The 15,094-nt window shown below is 59.3% G+C and carries 17 protein-coding genes; 9 read left to right on the forward strand and 8 right to left on the reverse strand.

Annotated elements, in window-relative coordinates; translation table 11 throughout:
- Nucleotides 1–114: 114 nt before the first annotated feature.
- Complete coding sequence (gene tyrS / locus IQK56_RS18970; protein WP_150677363.1) at nucleotides 115–1,314, reverse strand: tyrosine--tRNA ligase; 1,200 nt, start codon at nucleotides 1,312–1,314, stop codon at nucleotides 115–117.
- Nucleotides 1,315–1,523: 209 nt separating this feature from the next.
- Here tyrS and IQK56_RS18975 point away from each other — a divergent pair, with 209 nt between their 5' ends.
- On the forward strand, nucleotides 1,524–2,942 hold the full coding sequence (locus IQK56_RS18975) for a peptidoglycan DD-metalloendopeptidase family protein (RefSeq protein ID WP_122307619.1): 1,419 nt from the start codon (nucleotides 1,524–1,526) through the stop codon (nucleotides 2,940–2,942).
- A gap of 3 nt (nucleotides 2,943–2,945) precedes the next feature.
- On the forward strand, nucleotides 2,946–4,037 hold the full coding sequence (locus IQK56_RS18980) for an anhydro-N-acetylmuramic acid kinase (protein ID WP_150760186.1): 1,092 nt from the start codon (nucleotides 2,946–2,948) through the stop codon (nucleotides 4,035–4,037).
- 67 nt (nucleotides 4,038–4,104) lie between these two features.
- Here IQK56_RS18980 and erpA read toward each other — a convergent pair whose 3' ends face one another.
- Together erpA and argC are read right to left on the reverse strand one after the other, a co-directional pair.
- Complete coding sequence (gene erpA / locus IQK56_RS18985; RefSeq protein WP_003176443.1) at nucleotides 4,105–4,455, reverse strand: iron-sulfur cluster insertion protein ErpA; 351 nt, start codon at nucleotides 4,453–4,455, stop codon at nucleotides 4,105–4,107.
- Nucleotides 4,456–4,608: 153 nt separating this feature from the next.
- Nucleotides 4,609–5,643, reverse strand: coding sequence for an N-acetyl-gamma-glutamyl-phosphate reductase (gene argC, locus IQK56_RS18990; protein ID WP_193862780.1), 1,035 nt, complete (start codon nucleotides 5,641–5,643; stop codon nucleotides 4,609–4,611).
- Nucleotides 5,644–5,777: 134 nt separating this feature from the next.
- Between argC and hemJ the strand changes: the two genes are divergently transcribed.
- The 6 genes from hemJ to coq7 all read left to right on the forward strand — a co-directional run bounded on the left by hemJ (nucleotide 5,778) and on the right by coq7 (nucleotide 10,248).
- Nucleotides 5,778–6,206 carry a protoporphyrinogen oxidase HemJ gene (gene hemJ, locus IQK56_RS18995; RefSeq protein ID WP_099585644.1) on the forward strand — a complete coding sequence of 143 codons (429 nt, stop codon included), beginning with the start codon at nucleotides 5,778–5,780 and terminating at the stop codon, nucleotides 6,204–6,206.
- Nucleotides 6,207–6,230: 24 nt separating this feature from the next.
- Nucleotides 6,231–7,193 (forward strand): NAD(P)H-dependent flavin oxidoreductase, encoded by a 963-nt coding sequence (locus tag IQK56_RS19000; protein ID WP_122307622.1) that lies wholly within the window; start codon nucleotides 6,231–6,233, stop codon nucleotides 7,191–7,193.
- A 69-nt stretch (nucleotides 7,194–7,262) separates the two neighbouring features.
- Nucleotides 7,263–8,228, forward strand: a complete 966-nt coding sequence (locus tag IQK56_RS19005) for a DUF805 domain-containing protein (protein ID WP_122307623.1) — start codon at nucleotides 7,263–7,265, stop codon at nucleotides 8,226–8,228.
- Nucleotides 8,229–8,288: 60 nt separating this feature from the next.
- Nucleotides 8,289–9,077: an SDR family NAD(P)-dependent oxidoreductase gene (locus IQK56_RS19010; protein WP_150677360.1), complete on the forward strand. Its 789-nt coding sequence runs from the start codon at nucleotides 8,289–8,291 to the stop codon at nucleotides 9,075–9,077.
- Between the two features lie 46 nt (nucleotides 9,078–9,123).
- Nucleotides 9,124–9,462, forward strand: a complete 339-nt coding sequence (locus tag IQK56_RS19015; protein ID WP_003194682.1) for a histidine triad nucleotide-binding protein — start codon at nucleotides 9,124–9,126, stop codon at nucleotides 9,460–9,462.
- A gap of 138 nt (nucleotides 9,463–9,600) precedes the next feature.
- Nucleotides 9,601–10,248 (forward strand): 2-polyprenyl-3-methyl-6-methoxy-1,4-benzoquinone monooxygenase, encoded by a 648-nt coding sequence (coq7, locus tag IQK56_RS19020; protein ID WP_017138087.1) that lies wholly within the window; start codon nucleotides 9,601–9,603, stop codon nucleotides 10,246–10,248.
- A 61-nt stretch (nucleotides 10,249–10,309) separates the two neighbouring features.
- On the opposite strand, the gene IQK56_RS19025 is transcribed toward coq7, so the two are convergent.
- Nucleotides 10,310–10,732: an OsmC family protein gene (locus IQK56_RS19025; RefSeq protein WP_020295492.1), complete on the reverse strand. Its 423-nt coding sequence runs from the start codon at nucleotides 10,730–10,732 to the stop codon at nucleotides 10,310–10,312.
- A gap of 245 nt (nucleotides 10,733–10,977) precedes the next feature.
- On the opposite strand from IQK56_RS19025, the gene crp reads away from it, so the two are divergent.
- Nucleotides 10,978–11,622 carry a cAMP-activated global transcriptional regulator CRP gene (crp, locus tag IQK56_RS19030; RefSeq protein ID WP_099585649.1) on the forward strand — a complete coding sequence of 215 codons (645 nt, stop codon included), beginning with the start codon at nucleotides 10,978–10,980 and terminating at the stop codon, nucleotides 11,620–11,622.
- On the opposite strand, the gene IQK56_RS19035 is transcribed toward crp, so the two are convergent.
- From IQK56_RS19035 to IQK56_RS19050, 4 genes are all read right to left on the reverse strand, one after another.
- Nucleotides 11,619–12,314, reverse strand: a complete 696-nt coding sequence (locus IQK56_RS19035; protein ID WP_193862785.1) for a lipoate--protein ligase family protein — start codon at nucleotides 12,312–12,314, stop codon at nucleotides 11,619–11,621. The genes crp and IQK56_RS19035 overlap by 4 nt on opposite strands.
- Before the next feature lie 143 nt (nucleotides 12,315–12,457).
- Nucleotides 12,458–13,294, reverse strand: coding sequence for an indole-3-glycerol phosphate synthase TrpC (gene trpC / locus IQK56_RS19040; RefSeq protein ID WP_122307626.1), 837 nt, complete (start codon nucleotides 13,292–13,294; stop codon nucleotides 12,458–12,460).
- Nucleotides 13,291–14,340: an anthranilate phosphoribosyltransferase gene (gene trpD / locus IQK56_RS19045; RefSeq protein ID WP_099585652.1), complete on the reverse strand. Its 1,050-nt coding sequence runs from the start codon at nucleotides 14,338–14,340 to the stop codon at nucleotides 13,291–13,293. Before trpD ends, trpC begins: the two co-directional genes overlap by 4 nt.
- 9 nt (nucleotides 14,341–14,349) lie before the next feature.
- Entirely contained in the window at nucleotides 14,350–14,943 is a 594-nt protein-coding gene (locus IQK56_RS19050) for an aminodeoxychorismate/anthranilate synthase component II (protein ID WP_122307627.1), read from the reverse strand.
- Nucleotides 14,944–15,094 lie beyond the last annotated feature (151 nt).

Raw genomic sequence — 15,094 nt, forward strand, 5'->3', positions numbered from 1 at the left:
GCTGCCGAAAACTGCGTAACCCATTGTTTACCAAGGAGTTTTCCGTTTCGACTGCGCCGGAAGTGGGGCGAATTATAGACAGATATAATTCGCCGTCAACCCTTAACTTCAACCTTATTCGGATTTGAGCGTAATACGCGCAAACGCCTTCTTCCCCGCCTGGCAAACATGGGTCGCGCCCAGTTCGTATATAAAGGTGCGATCTACCACTTCACCATCTATACGCACACCACCAGAATTCAGAAGGTCGCGGGCTACGGCCGAGTTCTTGACCAGGCCTGCCTTATTAAGGACAGCCGCAATCGGCATAGCCTCGCCAGCAGTCAGCTCGACCTCAGGCAAATCATCCGGCAGTTCGCCATCCTTCATACGATTACCCGCTGCACGGTGAGCACTGGCCGCAGCCTCCTCGCCATGGAAACGAGCAACAATCTCTTCGGCCAACTTGATCTTCACATCACGCGGGTTCGCGCCAGCCTCGACATCAGCACGCAACGCATTGATCTCATCCATGGAGCGGAAGCTCAGCAGCTCGAAGTAACGCCACATCAGTGCATCAGGAATGGAAACCAGCTTGCCGTACATCACACCTGGGGCCTCCTGGATACCCACATAGTTACCCAGGGACTTGGACATCTTCTTGACGCCGTCCAGCCCTTCCAGCAGCGGCATGGTCAGAATGCACTGCGCCTCCTGCCCATACGCACGCTGAAGCTCGCGCCCCATCAGCAGGTTGAACTTCTGGTCAGTCCCGCCCAACTCCACATCGGCACGCAACGCCACCGAGTCATAACCCTGAACCAGCGGATACAGGAACTCATGAATAGCAATCGGCTGATTGGTGGAGTAGCGCTTATCGAAGTCGTCGCGCTCAAGCATCCGCGCAACAGTGTACTGGGAGGTCAGGCGAATGAAGTCCGCAGGCCCCATCTGGTCCATCCAGGTGGAGTTGAACGCTACTTCGGTCTTGGCCGGATCAAGGATCTTGAACACCTGGGTCTTGTAGGTCTCGGCATTGTCGAGAACCTGCTCACGAGTCAGCGGCGGGCGCGTGGCACTCTTGCCACTCGGATCGCCAATCATCCCGGTGAAGTCACCTATAAGGAAGATGACCTGATGCCCCAGCTCCTGGAACTGACGCAACTTATTAATAAGCACGGTGTGACCAAGGTGCAGATCCGGCGCCGTCGGATCGAAGCCAGCCTTAATACGCAGGGGTTGGCCACGCTTGAGCTTTTCGATCAGCTCGGCCTCGACCAACAGTTCTTCCGCACCACGTTTTATCAGCGCTAGCTGCTCTTCAACCGACTTCATAACAGACCCGCAAGGCTCAGATTCAAAAGGGAACCAACCATACAAGATCAGGGACTAATTACAAGTTTTGCCCTGCGCACGGACACCGTTCAGCAAGCCCAGCGTTCGCGAGCTTGCGCCACAGATGATTTGGTTATATTTTATACAGTTATTTCATCTTCATCATGTCATTCATCTTTTCCATTTCATCTTCAAAGTCAAAATTACCTATGACCACTGAACCGTCTAAAGCGCCGCCGCTTTACCCGAAGACCCACCTGCTCGCTGCAAGTGGTATCGCCGCCCTTCTTAGCCTGGCACTCCTGGTATTCCCTTCCAGTGACGTAGAAGCCAAACGAACATCCCTGAGCCTTGACTTGGAGAGTCCAGTTGAACAACTGACACAAGATCAAGACGCTTCCGACGCTCAACAAGCCACAAATGCCCCATCTGAATCGCCGTTTGCCCAGATAGAAAACACGCCCGAAGAAACCCAGCAGGCCGCTAAGGAACCGCAAAAGCCCCTCGCAGACGCCGCCAAGAACCCTCAGCACCGCGAAGTGATCGTCGCAAAAGGCGATACGCTTTCGACCCTTTTCGAGAAAGTTGGCCTTCCCGCCGCCGCCGTTAACGACGTGCTGGCAAGCGACAAACAAGCCAAGCAGTTCACCCAACTGAAACACGGCCAGAAGCTTGAGTTCGAACTGACGCCCGACGGCCAGTTGAACAACCTGCACAGTAATGTCAGCGACCTCGAAAGCATCTCCCTGACCAAAGGCGCCAAAGGCTTCGCCTTCAATCGCACCACCACCAAACCGGTGATGCGCTCCGCCTACGTTCACGGCGTGATCAACAGTTCACTGTCGCAATCTGCTGCACGCGCTGGGTTGTCCCATAGCATGACCATGGACATGGCCAGCGTATTTGGCTACGACATCGACTTCGCTCAAGACATCCGCCAGGGTGACGAATTCGACGTGATCTACGAGCAGAAAGTCGCCAACGGCAAAGTTGTCGGCACAGGCAACATCCTCTCCGCACGCTTCACCAACCGCGGCAAGACCTACACCGCCGTGCGTTACACCAACAAACAAGGCAACAGCAGCTACTACACCGCCGATGGCAATAGCATGCGCAAGGCCTTCATCCGCACCCCGGTGGACTTCGCTCGCATTAGCTCGCGTTTCTCCATGGGTCGCAAGCATCCAATTCTGAACAAAATCCGCGCCCACAAAGGCGTCGACTATGCCGCCCCACGCGGTACGCCGATCAAGGCTGCGGGTGATGGCAAGGTCCTGCTGGCCGGCCGTCGCGGTGGTTACGGCAACACCGTGATCATCCAGCACGGCAACACTTACCGTACCTTGTATGGCCACATGCAAGGCTTCGCCAAGGGCGTGAAGACGGGTGGCAACGTGAAGCAGGGCCAGGTGATCGGTTATATCGGCACCACCGGCCTGTCTACCGGACCGCACTTGCACTACGAGTTCCAGGTCAACGGCGTACACGTTGATCCATTGGGCCAGAAACTACCGATGGCCGACCCAATTGCCAAAGCAGAGCGTGCGCGCTTCATGCAACAAAGCCAGCCGCTGATGGCACGCATGGACCAAGAGCGGTCCACCCTGCTGGCTTCGGCGAAGCGTTAAGCCATGCCGCTCTATATAGGCGTGATGTCCGGGACCAGCCTCGATGGCCTGGACATAGCCCTGGTTGAACAAGGCGCGGCAGTCAATTTGATCGCCACGCACTACACACCGATGCCTGACGCCCTACGCGCAGAGCTGCTGAGCCTGTGCGCCAGCGGTCCGGACGAGATTGCCCGCTCAGCGATTGCCCAGCAGCACTGGGTTACCCTCGCCGCCCAAGGCATTCATACGCTGCTCGAACAGCAAAACCTCAAGCCTGGGGACATCCGCGCGATCGGCAGCCATGGCCAGACCATCCGCCACGAACCCGCCCGGGGCTTTACGGTGCAGATCGGCAACCCAGCCTTGCTCACCGAGCTGACGGGCATCACCGTGGTCAGCGACTTCCGCAGCCGCGATGTCGCCGCCGGCGGTCAGGGCGCGCCGCTCGTACCCGCGTTTCATGAAGCATTGTTTGGCGAAAGCACCGGCAATCGTGCGGTGCTGAACGTAGGCGGTTTCAGCAACCTCAGCCTGATTGAGACCGGCAAGCCCGTAGCCGGCTTCGACTGCGGCCCCGGCAATGTCTTGCTTGATGCCTGGATTCATCTACAACGCGGCGATCACTTTGATCGCGATGGCCAGTGGGCAGCCAGCGGCAAAGTCGAACCTCAGTTGCTCAACGCACTGCTCAGCGACCCGTTCTTCCTGACCAAAGGCCCAAAAAGCACCGGCCGCGAAGTGTTCAACCTGGGATGGTTGCAACAGCACCTGAGCCGCCTACCAGCCTTCGCCCCACAAGATGTACAGGCGAGCCTGCTGGAATTGACCGCTCTGACCATCGTCGAGTCCCTGCAATCGGCACAATCGCAGACAGAAACGCTCTTGATCTGTGGTGGCGGCGCACATAACACCGCCATGATGAAGCGACTGGCCGCCCTACTGCCATCTACTCAGGTCAGCAGCACCGCCGCGTACGGCGTAGACCCCGACTGGGTCGAAGCCATGGCCTTCGCCTGGCTGGCCCATTGCTGCCTGGAAAGCATTGCCGCCAACCGACCCAGCGTCACTGGCGCACGCGGACTGCGGGTGTTGGGCGCGATCTATCCCGCCTAAATCCCAGACAGCAAAACGCCGCTTGGCCCATGAAAGCCAAGCGGCGTTTTTTTGCATTCACTCTCGATCAGATTGAGAACGAAGACCCACAACCGCAGGTAGTGGTGGCATTAGGGTTCTTGATCACGAAACGCGAACCCTCCAGCCCTTCCTGATAATCCACCTCGGCGCCTGCCAAGTACTGGAAACTCATCGGGTCGACAACCAGGCTCACGCCCTCGCGCTCAACGATGGTGTCATCGTCGGCCACATCTTCATCGAAGGTAAAACCGTACTGAAACCCTGAACAACCGCCGCCCGTAACGAATACGCGCAGCTTCAAGCGATCATTACCCTCTTCATCGACCAGGCTCTTCACCTTGTGCGCAGCACCGTGGGTGAATTGCAAAGCCGTGGGGGTGAAGGATTCAACGCTCATGCTGATAATCTCCCGGCGTAGCGCCGCCATATGCGTAATGGCGGGCATTATCCGCTTCTCCTAGAAAATCGGTCAACTATTAAGGGAGCAGCGGCAAGATTCAAGCCTGGAGCCTCAAGCTTGCCGCTGACAACTTGCAGCTTGCGGCTGCCGTTAAGGCAACATGCCCGCGTGGGACAAACCCAATTTCTCGTCCAGTCCGAACAGGATGTTCATGTTCTGCACCGCCTGGCCCGACGCGCCCTTGACCAAGTTATCGATCACCGACAGCACCACAACGAGATCACCATCCTGCGGACGATGCACCGCAATCCGGCACACGTTGGCGCCGCGCACGCTACGGGTTTCCGGATGGCTGCCCGCTGGCATTACGTCGACGAACGGCTCATTGGCGTAGCGCTTTTCAAACAACGCCTGCAAGTCTACCGAACGGTCAACCACGGTTGCATACAGCGTGGAGTGAATACCACGGATCATCGGCGTCAGGTGCGGCACGAAGGTCAGGCCCACGTCCTTACCGGCAGCACGACGCAGTCCCTGGCGGATTTCCGGCAAATGGCGATGCCCTTTTACCGCGTAGGCCTTCATGCTTTCCGACGTCTCGGAGTACAAAGAACCTACCGCCGCGCCACGGCCTGCACCGCTGACGCCGGACTTGCAATCTGCGATCAGGCGCGAAGCATCCGCCAGCCCCGCTTCAAGCAACGGCAGGAAGCCCAGTTGCGTCGCGGTTGGATAGCAACCCGGCACCGCAACCAGGCGAGCCTGCTTGATCTGCTCACGATTGACTTCCGGCAGGCCGTACACCGCCTCTTCCAACAACTGCGGCGCGCCGTGTGGCTGACCATACCATTTGGCCCATTCATCGGCGTCCTGCAGACGGAAGTCCGCCGACAGGTCGATCACCTTGGTGCCAGCCGCCAGCAACTCACCGGCCAGCGCATGGGCAACACCATGAGGCGTGGCAAAGAACACCACGTCGCAGGCGCCAAGGGTCTTGATGTCCGGAACGCTGAACGCCAGGCCGTCGTAGTGGCCTCGCAGGTTCGGGTACATATCGGCCACGGCCAGGCCTGCCTCGGATCGAGAGGTGATGACCACCACCTCAGCTTGCGGATGCTGAGCCAACAGACGCAGCAATTCGACACCGGTGTAACCCGTGCCGCCGACGATACCGACCTTGACCATAAACCTGCCCTCAACGAACCACTGGAAAGCCGTCGATAATAGGGGCCGTATCGTCCTGCGACAACCGTCAACGTGACGTATGGACGTATGAGCCACTACTATCTCGACTACCGTGAACCTGGGAATAACTAGAAATGCTCTATCTATGGATCAAAGCCCTCCACATCGTCAGCATCGTCTGCTGGTTTGCAGCGCTGTTCTACCTGCCGCGCCTGTTCGTCTACCACGCCCAAAGCGAAGACACGGTGAGCAAGGAGCGCTTCAGCATCATGGAGCGCAAGCTGTACCGCGGCATCATGGGGCCGGCGATGATCGCCAGCCTGGTATTCGGCGGCTGGCTGATCTACCTCAACCCAAGCATCTTTCAGTCCGGCGGCTGGATTCACGCCAAGCTGACCCTCGTCGTGCTGTTGATCGGCTATCACCACATGTGCGGCGCGCAGGTAAAACGCTTCGCCCGTGGCGAAAACACCCGCAGCCATGTCTTTTATCGCTGGTTCAATGAAGTACCGGTTCTGATATTGCTGGCTATCGTAATTTTGGTCGTGGTCAAACCGTTCTAACTTCAATTACTCGGGGTACCTCCAATGTCGCTGCCCGCTCTGCTTGAACAACGTCTGCGCCTGCCAGTGGTGGCGGCGCCGATGTTCCTGATTTCCAACCCGCAACTGGTCCTGGCCTGCTGTCGCAATGGTGTGGTCGGGAGCTTTCCCGCGCTTAACCAGCGCGAGAGCAGTGGCTTCAAAGCCTGGCTGGAGGAAATCGAAGCGGGCCTGGCGCAGTTGGAAAACCCCGCTCCGTATGCCGTCAACCTGATCGTGCACAACAGCAACCCGCGCCTGGAGGCGGACCTGGCGATCTGCGTCGAGCACAAGGTGCCGATCGTGATTACCAGTTTGGGCGCGGTAAAAGAGCTGGTAGATGCCGTGCACAGCTATGGTGGCCTGGTATTTCACGATGTCACTACCCGGCGCCATGCCGAAAAAGCCGCTGAAGCAGGGGTCGATGGCCTGATCGCCGTGGCTGCAGGCGCAGGTGGCCATGCCGGTACCTGGAGCCCGTTCTCACTGATTGCCGAGATTCGGCAGTTCTTCGACAAAACCCTGCTGCTGGCTGGGTGCCTCAATCATGGGCACGAGATCCTCGCCGCCCAGTTGCTGGGGGCGGACCTGGCGTATTTCGGCACGCGCTTTATCGGTACCACCGAAAGCCACGCCCCAGATGCCTATAAAGAGATGCTGCTCACATCGCGCGCCGCCGACATCGTGCACACTCCCGCAGTCTCCGGCGTTCCGGCTAGCTTTATGCGCCAAAGCCTGGAAAATGCCGGGTTCGACCTCGCAGCCCTGCAAGGCAAAGGCGAAGTCAACTTCGGTTCCAAGCTCAAGCCGCTGGGCGACGAAGCCAAGGCGTGGAAGACCGTATGGTCCGCCGGCCAAGGCGTCGGTGAGATTGATGATTTGCCCAGCGTCGATGAACTCGTCGCCCGCCTGGATGCCGAATACCGCAAGGCGCGCGAGCAGGCTGCACAATTGCGCTGGCCACGCTGACCCAACTGACAGGTCTGCCGATTGAGCGGGCCTGCGCCCCCCACCTGAATAAGTGACAAGGAAGCCCGCATGAGCGACAACCGCTTCAAGATTGTGTTTGATGGAGCCTTGCTCCCGGGTGTCGAAAGCACCACGGCCAAGCTGAACCTGGCTGAGCTGTTCAAGAGCACCGTCGAGGACATCGAGAAACTCTTCACCGGTCGCCCGGTGGCACTCAAACGTGACCTGTCACGCCCTGATGCCGAAACCTACCTCACCGCGCTGAAAAACGCCGGCGTGGACGCACGCATCGAAGCTGAACAGCCCGTGGCCTTCAGCCTCGCCGAGACCCACGAGACCAGCTCTGGTGCGACAGACTTCTCCAGCCCAGCCGCTTCACCGTACGCGCCTCCGCGCTCTGCCGTGGGTGACAGCCTCCCGGAATACGCCACGCTCAAGATCTTCACGATCAATGGCCGTATTGGCCGCCTGCGGTATCTGGCATGGACGCTGGTACTGACCGTCGCAATGCTCGTCGCAGCAGGCATCCTTAGCACTGTGGGCTTCGCCATCGCGACCGCGTCGCCGACGATAGCCATCATTGTTGGCTCGCTGCTCGGTTTCGCACTGTTCGTTGCGGTTGTGGTCGTGAGTGTGCAAATCGGCGTGCAGCGCCTGCACGACCTGGGCTGGTCGGGCTGGCTGTACCTGCTGAACCTCGTGCCGCTGGTCAACAGCATTTTCCCGCTGTTGCTGCTGGTCGTGCCAGGGAACTCGGGGGCCAACCAGTACGGCGCGCCGCCACCGCGCAACTCCACTGCGGTGAAGGTCCTGGCCTCCCTGTGGCTGGCATTCATTCCACTGATGCTCATCATCGTGGTGTCGCTGGGCATGAACGGCTACCTGGACCAACTCGAGGCGAACGTGGACAGCAGCTACGAAAGCAGCTCCATCACCTCCGATGAAGACACCGATCAAAGTGTCATCGTTGATGAAGAAGACGCCCAAAGTGCTGACGAAGCGGCCGAACCTGTAGACTCTGCAGAAGAACAGTAAAGAAGCGCCCCCATCCGTGATGCCTCCATCATCGATGGGGGCGTTGCGATGGAGAAAGGCATGACCCGTTACGCTCTGATCACCGGTGCCTCCAGCGGCATTGGCCTGGCCTTGGCCGAAGCACTGGCCCGTCGCGGCCGCAGCTTGATTCTGGTGGCCCGCCAGCGTGATCAGTTGGAAAGCATTGCACTCGAATTGACTCAGCGCTTCGGCGTCGAGGTGCTGTTTCGTGCCTGCGACCTGGGCGAGCCGCTGCGCTTGTCCGGGTTCCTGCTGGAGCTTGAAGAAGGCGAGCGGCAGATCGATTTGCTGGTCAACTGCGCCGGCATCGGCACCAGCGGGCCATTCCTGGCCCAGGACTGGATGACCGAACAAGACCTGATTGAAGTCAATATCCTCGCCCTTACCCGCATGTGTCACGCCCTGGGCAATACCATGGCGTTGCAAGGCGGCGGGCAGATTCTCAACGTCGCATCGATTGCCGCCTTCCAACCCGGCCCGTGGATGAGCAGCTACTACGCCAGTAAAGCCTATGTGCTGCACTTCTCCGAGGGGTTACGTGAAGAACTGAAGACCTGCGGTATCAAGGTCTCGGTCCTTTGCCCCGGCCCTACGCGCACTGCATTTTTCGGCACGGCGCAAATGGACATCGCCAAACTCGATCGCAGCGAACAACTGATGAGCCCGGAAGAGGTCGCTCTCTACACCGTGCGCGCATTGGAAAAGAACAAAGCCATCATCATCCCCGGCCGCCGCAATCGCTGGCTGGCGTTCAGCCCACGTTTCAGCCCGCGCTGGCTGACTCGCAAGATCGCCGGTGCAATCAACAAAGCCTATTGCCCACGCTGACCGGCTGAGTACACTCCCCCTGCACTTTCATAATGGAGAAACAGCTGTGGATACTCTGTTCACCAAGATCATCAACAGAGAAATACCCGCGAAGATCATCTACGAAGATGATCAGGTCCTCGCCTTCCACGATATTGCCCCGCAGGCACCCGTGCATTTTCTGGTGATCCCGAAGAAGCCGATCCGCACCCTGAATGACCTCACGGAAGATGACAAAGCCCTGGCCGGACACATTCTGTTTACCGCCCAGCGCCTCGCCGTGGAACAAGGCTGTGAGAAAGGTTTCCGCGTAGTTATGAACTGCAATGAGGATGGGGGTCAGACTGTCTATCACATCCATATGCACGTGCTGGGTCAGCGCCAGATGAATTGGCCTCCTGGCTGAGGATTACCCGGGAGTTTGCGACCGCTTCGCAGTTGGACGAGAGCAAGCTCCCTCGCCACAAGGGCAAATTGACTCAGGGCAAACGCTCACCCATCTCTTGCGGTAAACTGGCCGCCGAGATTCTTCCCGGAGGTCAGCATGACTACCCAACGTCACTACTCGCCGATTGATCGCCTGTTGCTGCAAGCCGACATGGCCATGCGCACGCTGCTGCCCTTCAGCGGCCAACCGTACCGTCCGTCGCCCGCCATTGTGCAGCCCGACGCGCAGATGAGCGAGACGGACACGCGTCATGTCGCCGGCTTGATGCGCATCAACCACACCGGCGAAGTCTGTGCCCAGGCGTTGTACCAAGGCCAGGCCCTGACCGCCAAGCTGCCGCAGGTACGCGCAGCCATGGAGCATGCGGCCGAGGAAGAAATCGACCACCTGGCTTGGTGCGAGCAACGCATTCGCCAACTGGGCAGCCACCCCAGCGTGCTCAACCCACTGTTTTACGGTTTGTCGTTCGGCATCGGTGCTGCTGCCGGGTTGATCAGCGACAAGGTCAGCCTGGGCTTTGTCGCCGCGACGGAACATCAAGTGTGCAAGCACCTGGATGAACACCTGGAACAACTGCCGGCCGAAGACGAAAAATCCCGGGCCATTCTTGAGCAGATGCGTATCGATGAAGAACACCACGCTGAAAGCGCCCTGGATGCCGGCGGCTTCCGCTTCCCGGCGCCAGTGCGGTTCGGCATGAGCGTGCTGGCCAAGGTCATGACAAAAAGCACCTACCGTATCTGACCCAACCTGCAGCCGAAAAAAAGGGCGCTTTCAAAGCGCCCTTTTCTTTTGCCATGTGCGATCAACCCAACTCGACGATCTCGTAGTCGTGGGTAATGGCCACACCGGCCGCGCCGAGCATGATCGACGCCGAGCAGTACTTCTCTGCCGACAGCTCGATAGCACGTTTGACCTGGGCCTCCTTCAACCCCCGGCCCTTTACCACGAAGTGCATATGGATCTTGGTGAACACCTTGGGATCTTCAGTGGCGCGCTCGGCTTCCAGGAACGCTTCGCAGCTTTCCACGGCCTGGCGGGATTTTTTCAGGATGCTGACCACGTCGAAATTGCTGCAACCGCCCACGCCCAGCAGGAGCATTTCCATCGGACGTACGCCCAGGTTACGGCCACCGGCTTCCGGCGGGCCATCCATGACCACTACATGGCCACTGCCCGACTCACCGAGGAACATGGCTTCGCCCGCCCATTGGATGCGTGCCTTCATCGCCCAGACTCCACTGCTAAAAAAGGGTCGCCAGCTTAGCACAGGGCCCGAGCGCGGCAGCGTTTCCCGTCAATGTGATCAATAACGGGGCTTACTCGGTAAATTGGCTAATCGAGTCAGAATGTGTCTGTTAAGCTGGCGCCAAATGAGTGGCGTATTGCCACTCTTCACACAACGTGTATCAATGCCGATACCGCTGAGTACAACAACTCCAACCACCTCGCGCTGCCTTTCGGGATACAACCATGGTTGCTCTGACGCCCATACCCAAGATCAAGAATCTCGACAAGTTGCTGATGCACTGCCAGCGCCGGCGTTACCCGGCCAAGCACAACATCATCTGCGCCGGCGAGCGCTCCGAAACGCTGTTCTTCATTATCAAAGGCTCCGTCACCATCCTGATCGAGGATGAAGACGGCCGCGAGATGATCATCGCCTACCTGAACACCGGGGATTTCTTCGGGGAGCTGGGGCTGTTTGAACAAGCGGGCAAGGAACAGGAGCGCAGCGCCTGGGTGCGGGCCAAGGTCGAGTGCGAAGTGGCCGAGATCAGTTACACCAAATTTCGCGAACTGGCCCAACACGATCCCGACATTCTCTACGCCCTTAGCGGCCAGATCGCCCAACGCCTGCGCGACACTACGCGCAAAGTCGGCGACCTGGCATTCTTCGACGTCACCGGTCGCGTGGCCCGTTGCCTGCTGGAGCTGTGCAAACAGCCTGATGCAATGACTCACCCGGACGGCATGCAGATCAAAGTTACACGCCAGGAAATCGGGCGCATTGTCGGCTGTTCACGAGAGATGGTCGGCCGCGTGCTCAAGGATCTGGAAGAGCGCAACCTGGTGCACGTCAAAGGCAAGACAATGGTGGTGTTCGGTACCCGCTAAACCGGCAGGAAGCTGGCCAGCATCTGACGGTACAAGGTATCCAACCGGCTGATGGCATCCGGCGCAGGGAACGCTTCGTGCAAGGCGATATGGCTGTCGGCACGAACCCGCTGGTCGAGGCCGCACGCTTGGTTGAAGCGGTTGACCGCCGCGATCAACTCTTCGCGATCGTTATCCAGCAGCAAAGCGCCGTGCACCAACCCCACCGGGCGACCACCGCTTTGCCGCCAGCGCTGGGCAGTGCCGACCATTTTGCGGCCATCGAGATTGACGTTGTAGCGACCGTCGCAGAATGCCCCGTCGATCTCACCCACGGAAGCATTGCCGCCCAGCTCGGTCAGCACATCGCAGATCGGCTGGCACAGACGCTGATAACCGGTTTCGATGCGGCCTTGATCGCCTTCGCTGCGTGGCGGCGCGTACACCAGCGCAATATTGACCGTAGCACTCGATTGCGGCACCGGCTCACCGCCGGTTTCGCGCAGTAGCACGGGCCAACCGGCATCGGCGGACACGCGACTGGCGACCTCGAAAGCGGGCAGTCGACTCAAGCGGCGTGGCATCACCAATGCCTGATCGCTGGGCTGCCAGAACAGCAGCCCGTATTCCAACTCACCGGCGCAAACCGCACCCAACAAATCTTGCTCAGCAGCAAGGCCTGCCTCGACGGTCATCATCACGGGCTGAGTCATCAAACACCTACCTCTCTGCATAAACACAAAACCCAATGTGGGAGGGGGCTTGCCCCCGATAGCGGTGGGTCAACCAGCCAATGTATTGCCTGGAACCCTGCTATCGGAGGCAAGCCCCTCCCACATTTTGATCGCATTCCACATCAATCGAGCGTGGAACCACTCACCGCCACACCACGCTCCGGGAAGAACAGACGCTGCAGTTCCGCCCCCGGGTTCTCGGCACGCATGAAGGTTTCGCCCACCAGGAACGAGTACACGCCGCTGATTTCCATCAGCTCCACATCGGCGCGGTTGACGATGCCACTCTCGGTAATCACCAGGCGGTCACGCGGGATACGCGGCAGCAGGTCGAGGGTGTTTTCCAGGCTGACTTCAAAGGTATGCAGGTTACGGTTGTTGACCCCCACCAGCGGCGTGTCGAGGGTTTTCAACGCCCGCTCCAGCTCGTCGCCGTCGTGCACTTCCACCAGCACATCCAGGCCGACGCTTTTGGCCACAGCCGCCAGTTCGGCCATCTTCACGTCATCCAGTGCGGAGACGATCAGCAGCACGCAGTCGGCGCCCAAGGCACGGGCTTCGACGATCTGGTACGGGTCGACCATGAAGTCCTTGCGGATCACCGGCAACTTGCACGCCGCACGAGCCTGTTGCAGGAACAAATCGGAACCCTGGAAATAATCAATGTCGGTCAGTACGGACAGGCATGTCGCCCCGCCCTTTTCATAGCTGACCGCGATTTCCGCTGGCACGAAGTGCTCGCGAATCACGCCCTTGCTCGGCGAAGCCTTCTTGATCTCGGCGATCACCGCCGGATGCTTGAGCTTGGCCTGGGCGATCAGCGCGTTGGCAAATCCACGCGGTGCGTCAGCGGCTTTGGCTTGGGCTTCCAGCTCAGCCAGGCTCACGCGGGCACGGCGCTCGGCGACTTCTTCGGCCTTGCGGGCCAGGATTTTTTCCAGAACGGTCGGAACACTCATCCTTCATTCTCCATCTTGAATACGGCGGTGAATGCTCCCAGCTCTTCGAGCTTCTCGCGAGCCAGACCGGTGTGCAGCGCATCGTGGGCCAATTCGACACCTTCCTTAAGACTATAGGCGTGGTCGGCCGCGTAAAGTGCCGCCCCAGCATTCAGAACAATCATTTCCGCAGCTTTTTGACCGTTCTCAGTCTTGCGCCGCCCGAGGGCATCACGGATCAGTTCCAGGGACGCCGCCGGGCTTTCCACCGCCAGGCCGTGCAGGCTCTGGCTCTTCATGCCCAGGTCTTCAGGCTCGACCCAGTATTCGGTGATCTGGTCATTCTTCAGTTCCGCCACGAAGGTCGGGGCGGCCAGGCTGAACTCGTCCAGGCCGTCTTTGGAATGCACCACCAGCACATGCTTGCTGCCCATGCGTTGCAACACTTCCGCCAACGGTTTGCACAGCGCCTGGCTGAACACGCCCACCACCTGGTGCTTTACACCGGCCGGATTCGTAAGCGGGCCGAGCATATTGAACAAGGTGCGCAGGCCCAGGTCTTTACGCGGGCCGGCGGCGTGTTTCATCGCGCCGTGGTGGGACTGGGCAAACATAAAGCCGATGCCGACGTTGTCGATGCAACGCGCCACTTGCACCGGCGTCAGGTTCAGGTAGATCCCGGCCGCTTCCAGCAGGTCGGCACTGCCGCTCTTGCCGGACACCGCGCGGTTACCGTGCTTGGCCACGGTGCAACCGGCCGCCGCCACCACGAAGGAGGACGCGGTCGACACGTTGAAGATATTCGCACCATCGCCGCCGGTGCCGACCACGTCGACCACGCCATCGAGGGTCTTGAGTTCAACCTTGTCCGCCAGCTCGCGCATCACCGAGACGGCGCCGACGATCTCGTCGATGCTTTCGCTCTTCATGCGCATTGCCATCATGAACGCGCCGATCTGCGCGTCAGTGCATTGGCCGGTCATGATCTCGCGCATCACATCGCTCATTTCAGCGGTGCTCAGGTCCAGATGGCCGACGATACGGCTCAGGGCAGTCTTGATATCCATGGAAAGTCCTTAGCGCGTGCCGCCGCTCTGCTTGAGAAAGTTGGCGAACAGCTCGTAGCCCTGCTCGGTCAGGATCGATTCAGGGTGAAATTGCACCCCTTCTATGTTCAGTGTCTTGTGACGCAGGCCCATGATCTCGTCGACCGTGCCGTCTTCCAGTTGGGTCCAGGCGGTCAGCTCCAGGCATTCCGGCAGGGTTTCACGCTTGACCACCAGCGAGTGGTAGCGGGTCACCGTCACGGGATTGTTCAGGGCCTGGAATACGCCCAGGTCTTTGTGGAATACCGGACTGGTCTTGCCGTGCATCACCTGGCGCGCACGCACCACATCACCGCCAAAAGCCTGGCCGATGGATTGATGACCCAGGCATACGCCCAGGATCGGCAGTTTGCCGGCGAAATATTTGATGGCTTCAAGGGAGATGCCCGCCTCGGTCGGCGTGCAAGGACCTGGCGAAACCACGATGCGCTCCGGATTCAGGGCGGCAATTTCGGCGACGGTCAGTTCATCGTTGCGCACGACCTTGACCTCGGCACCGAGCTCGCCAAGGTATTGCACAACGTTGTAGGTAAAGGAGTCGTAGTTATCAATCATCAGCAACATGTGGGGTTCAAGCCTCTTGAATTCACTGATTTCAAATGACGGCCTTCCAAGAGAGTGACCCGCTGCCAGACGCACGTTCCGATTGCCGGGGTAGCCGGCAAGGGGCGTCAGACAACGGGTGAAGAAGGCAAATCGTTACAGGTCCGGCCGG

It is taken from the genome of Pseudomonas cyclaminis, assembly GCF_015163715.1.
Taxonomy (GTDB): Bacteria; Pseudomonadota; Gammaproteobacteria; order Pseudomonadales; family Pseudomonadaceae; genus Aquipseudomonas; species Aquipseudomonas cyclaminis.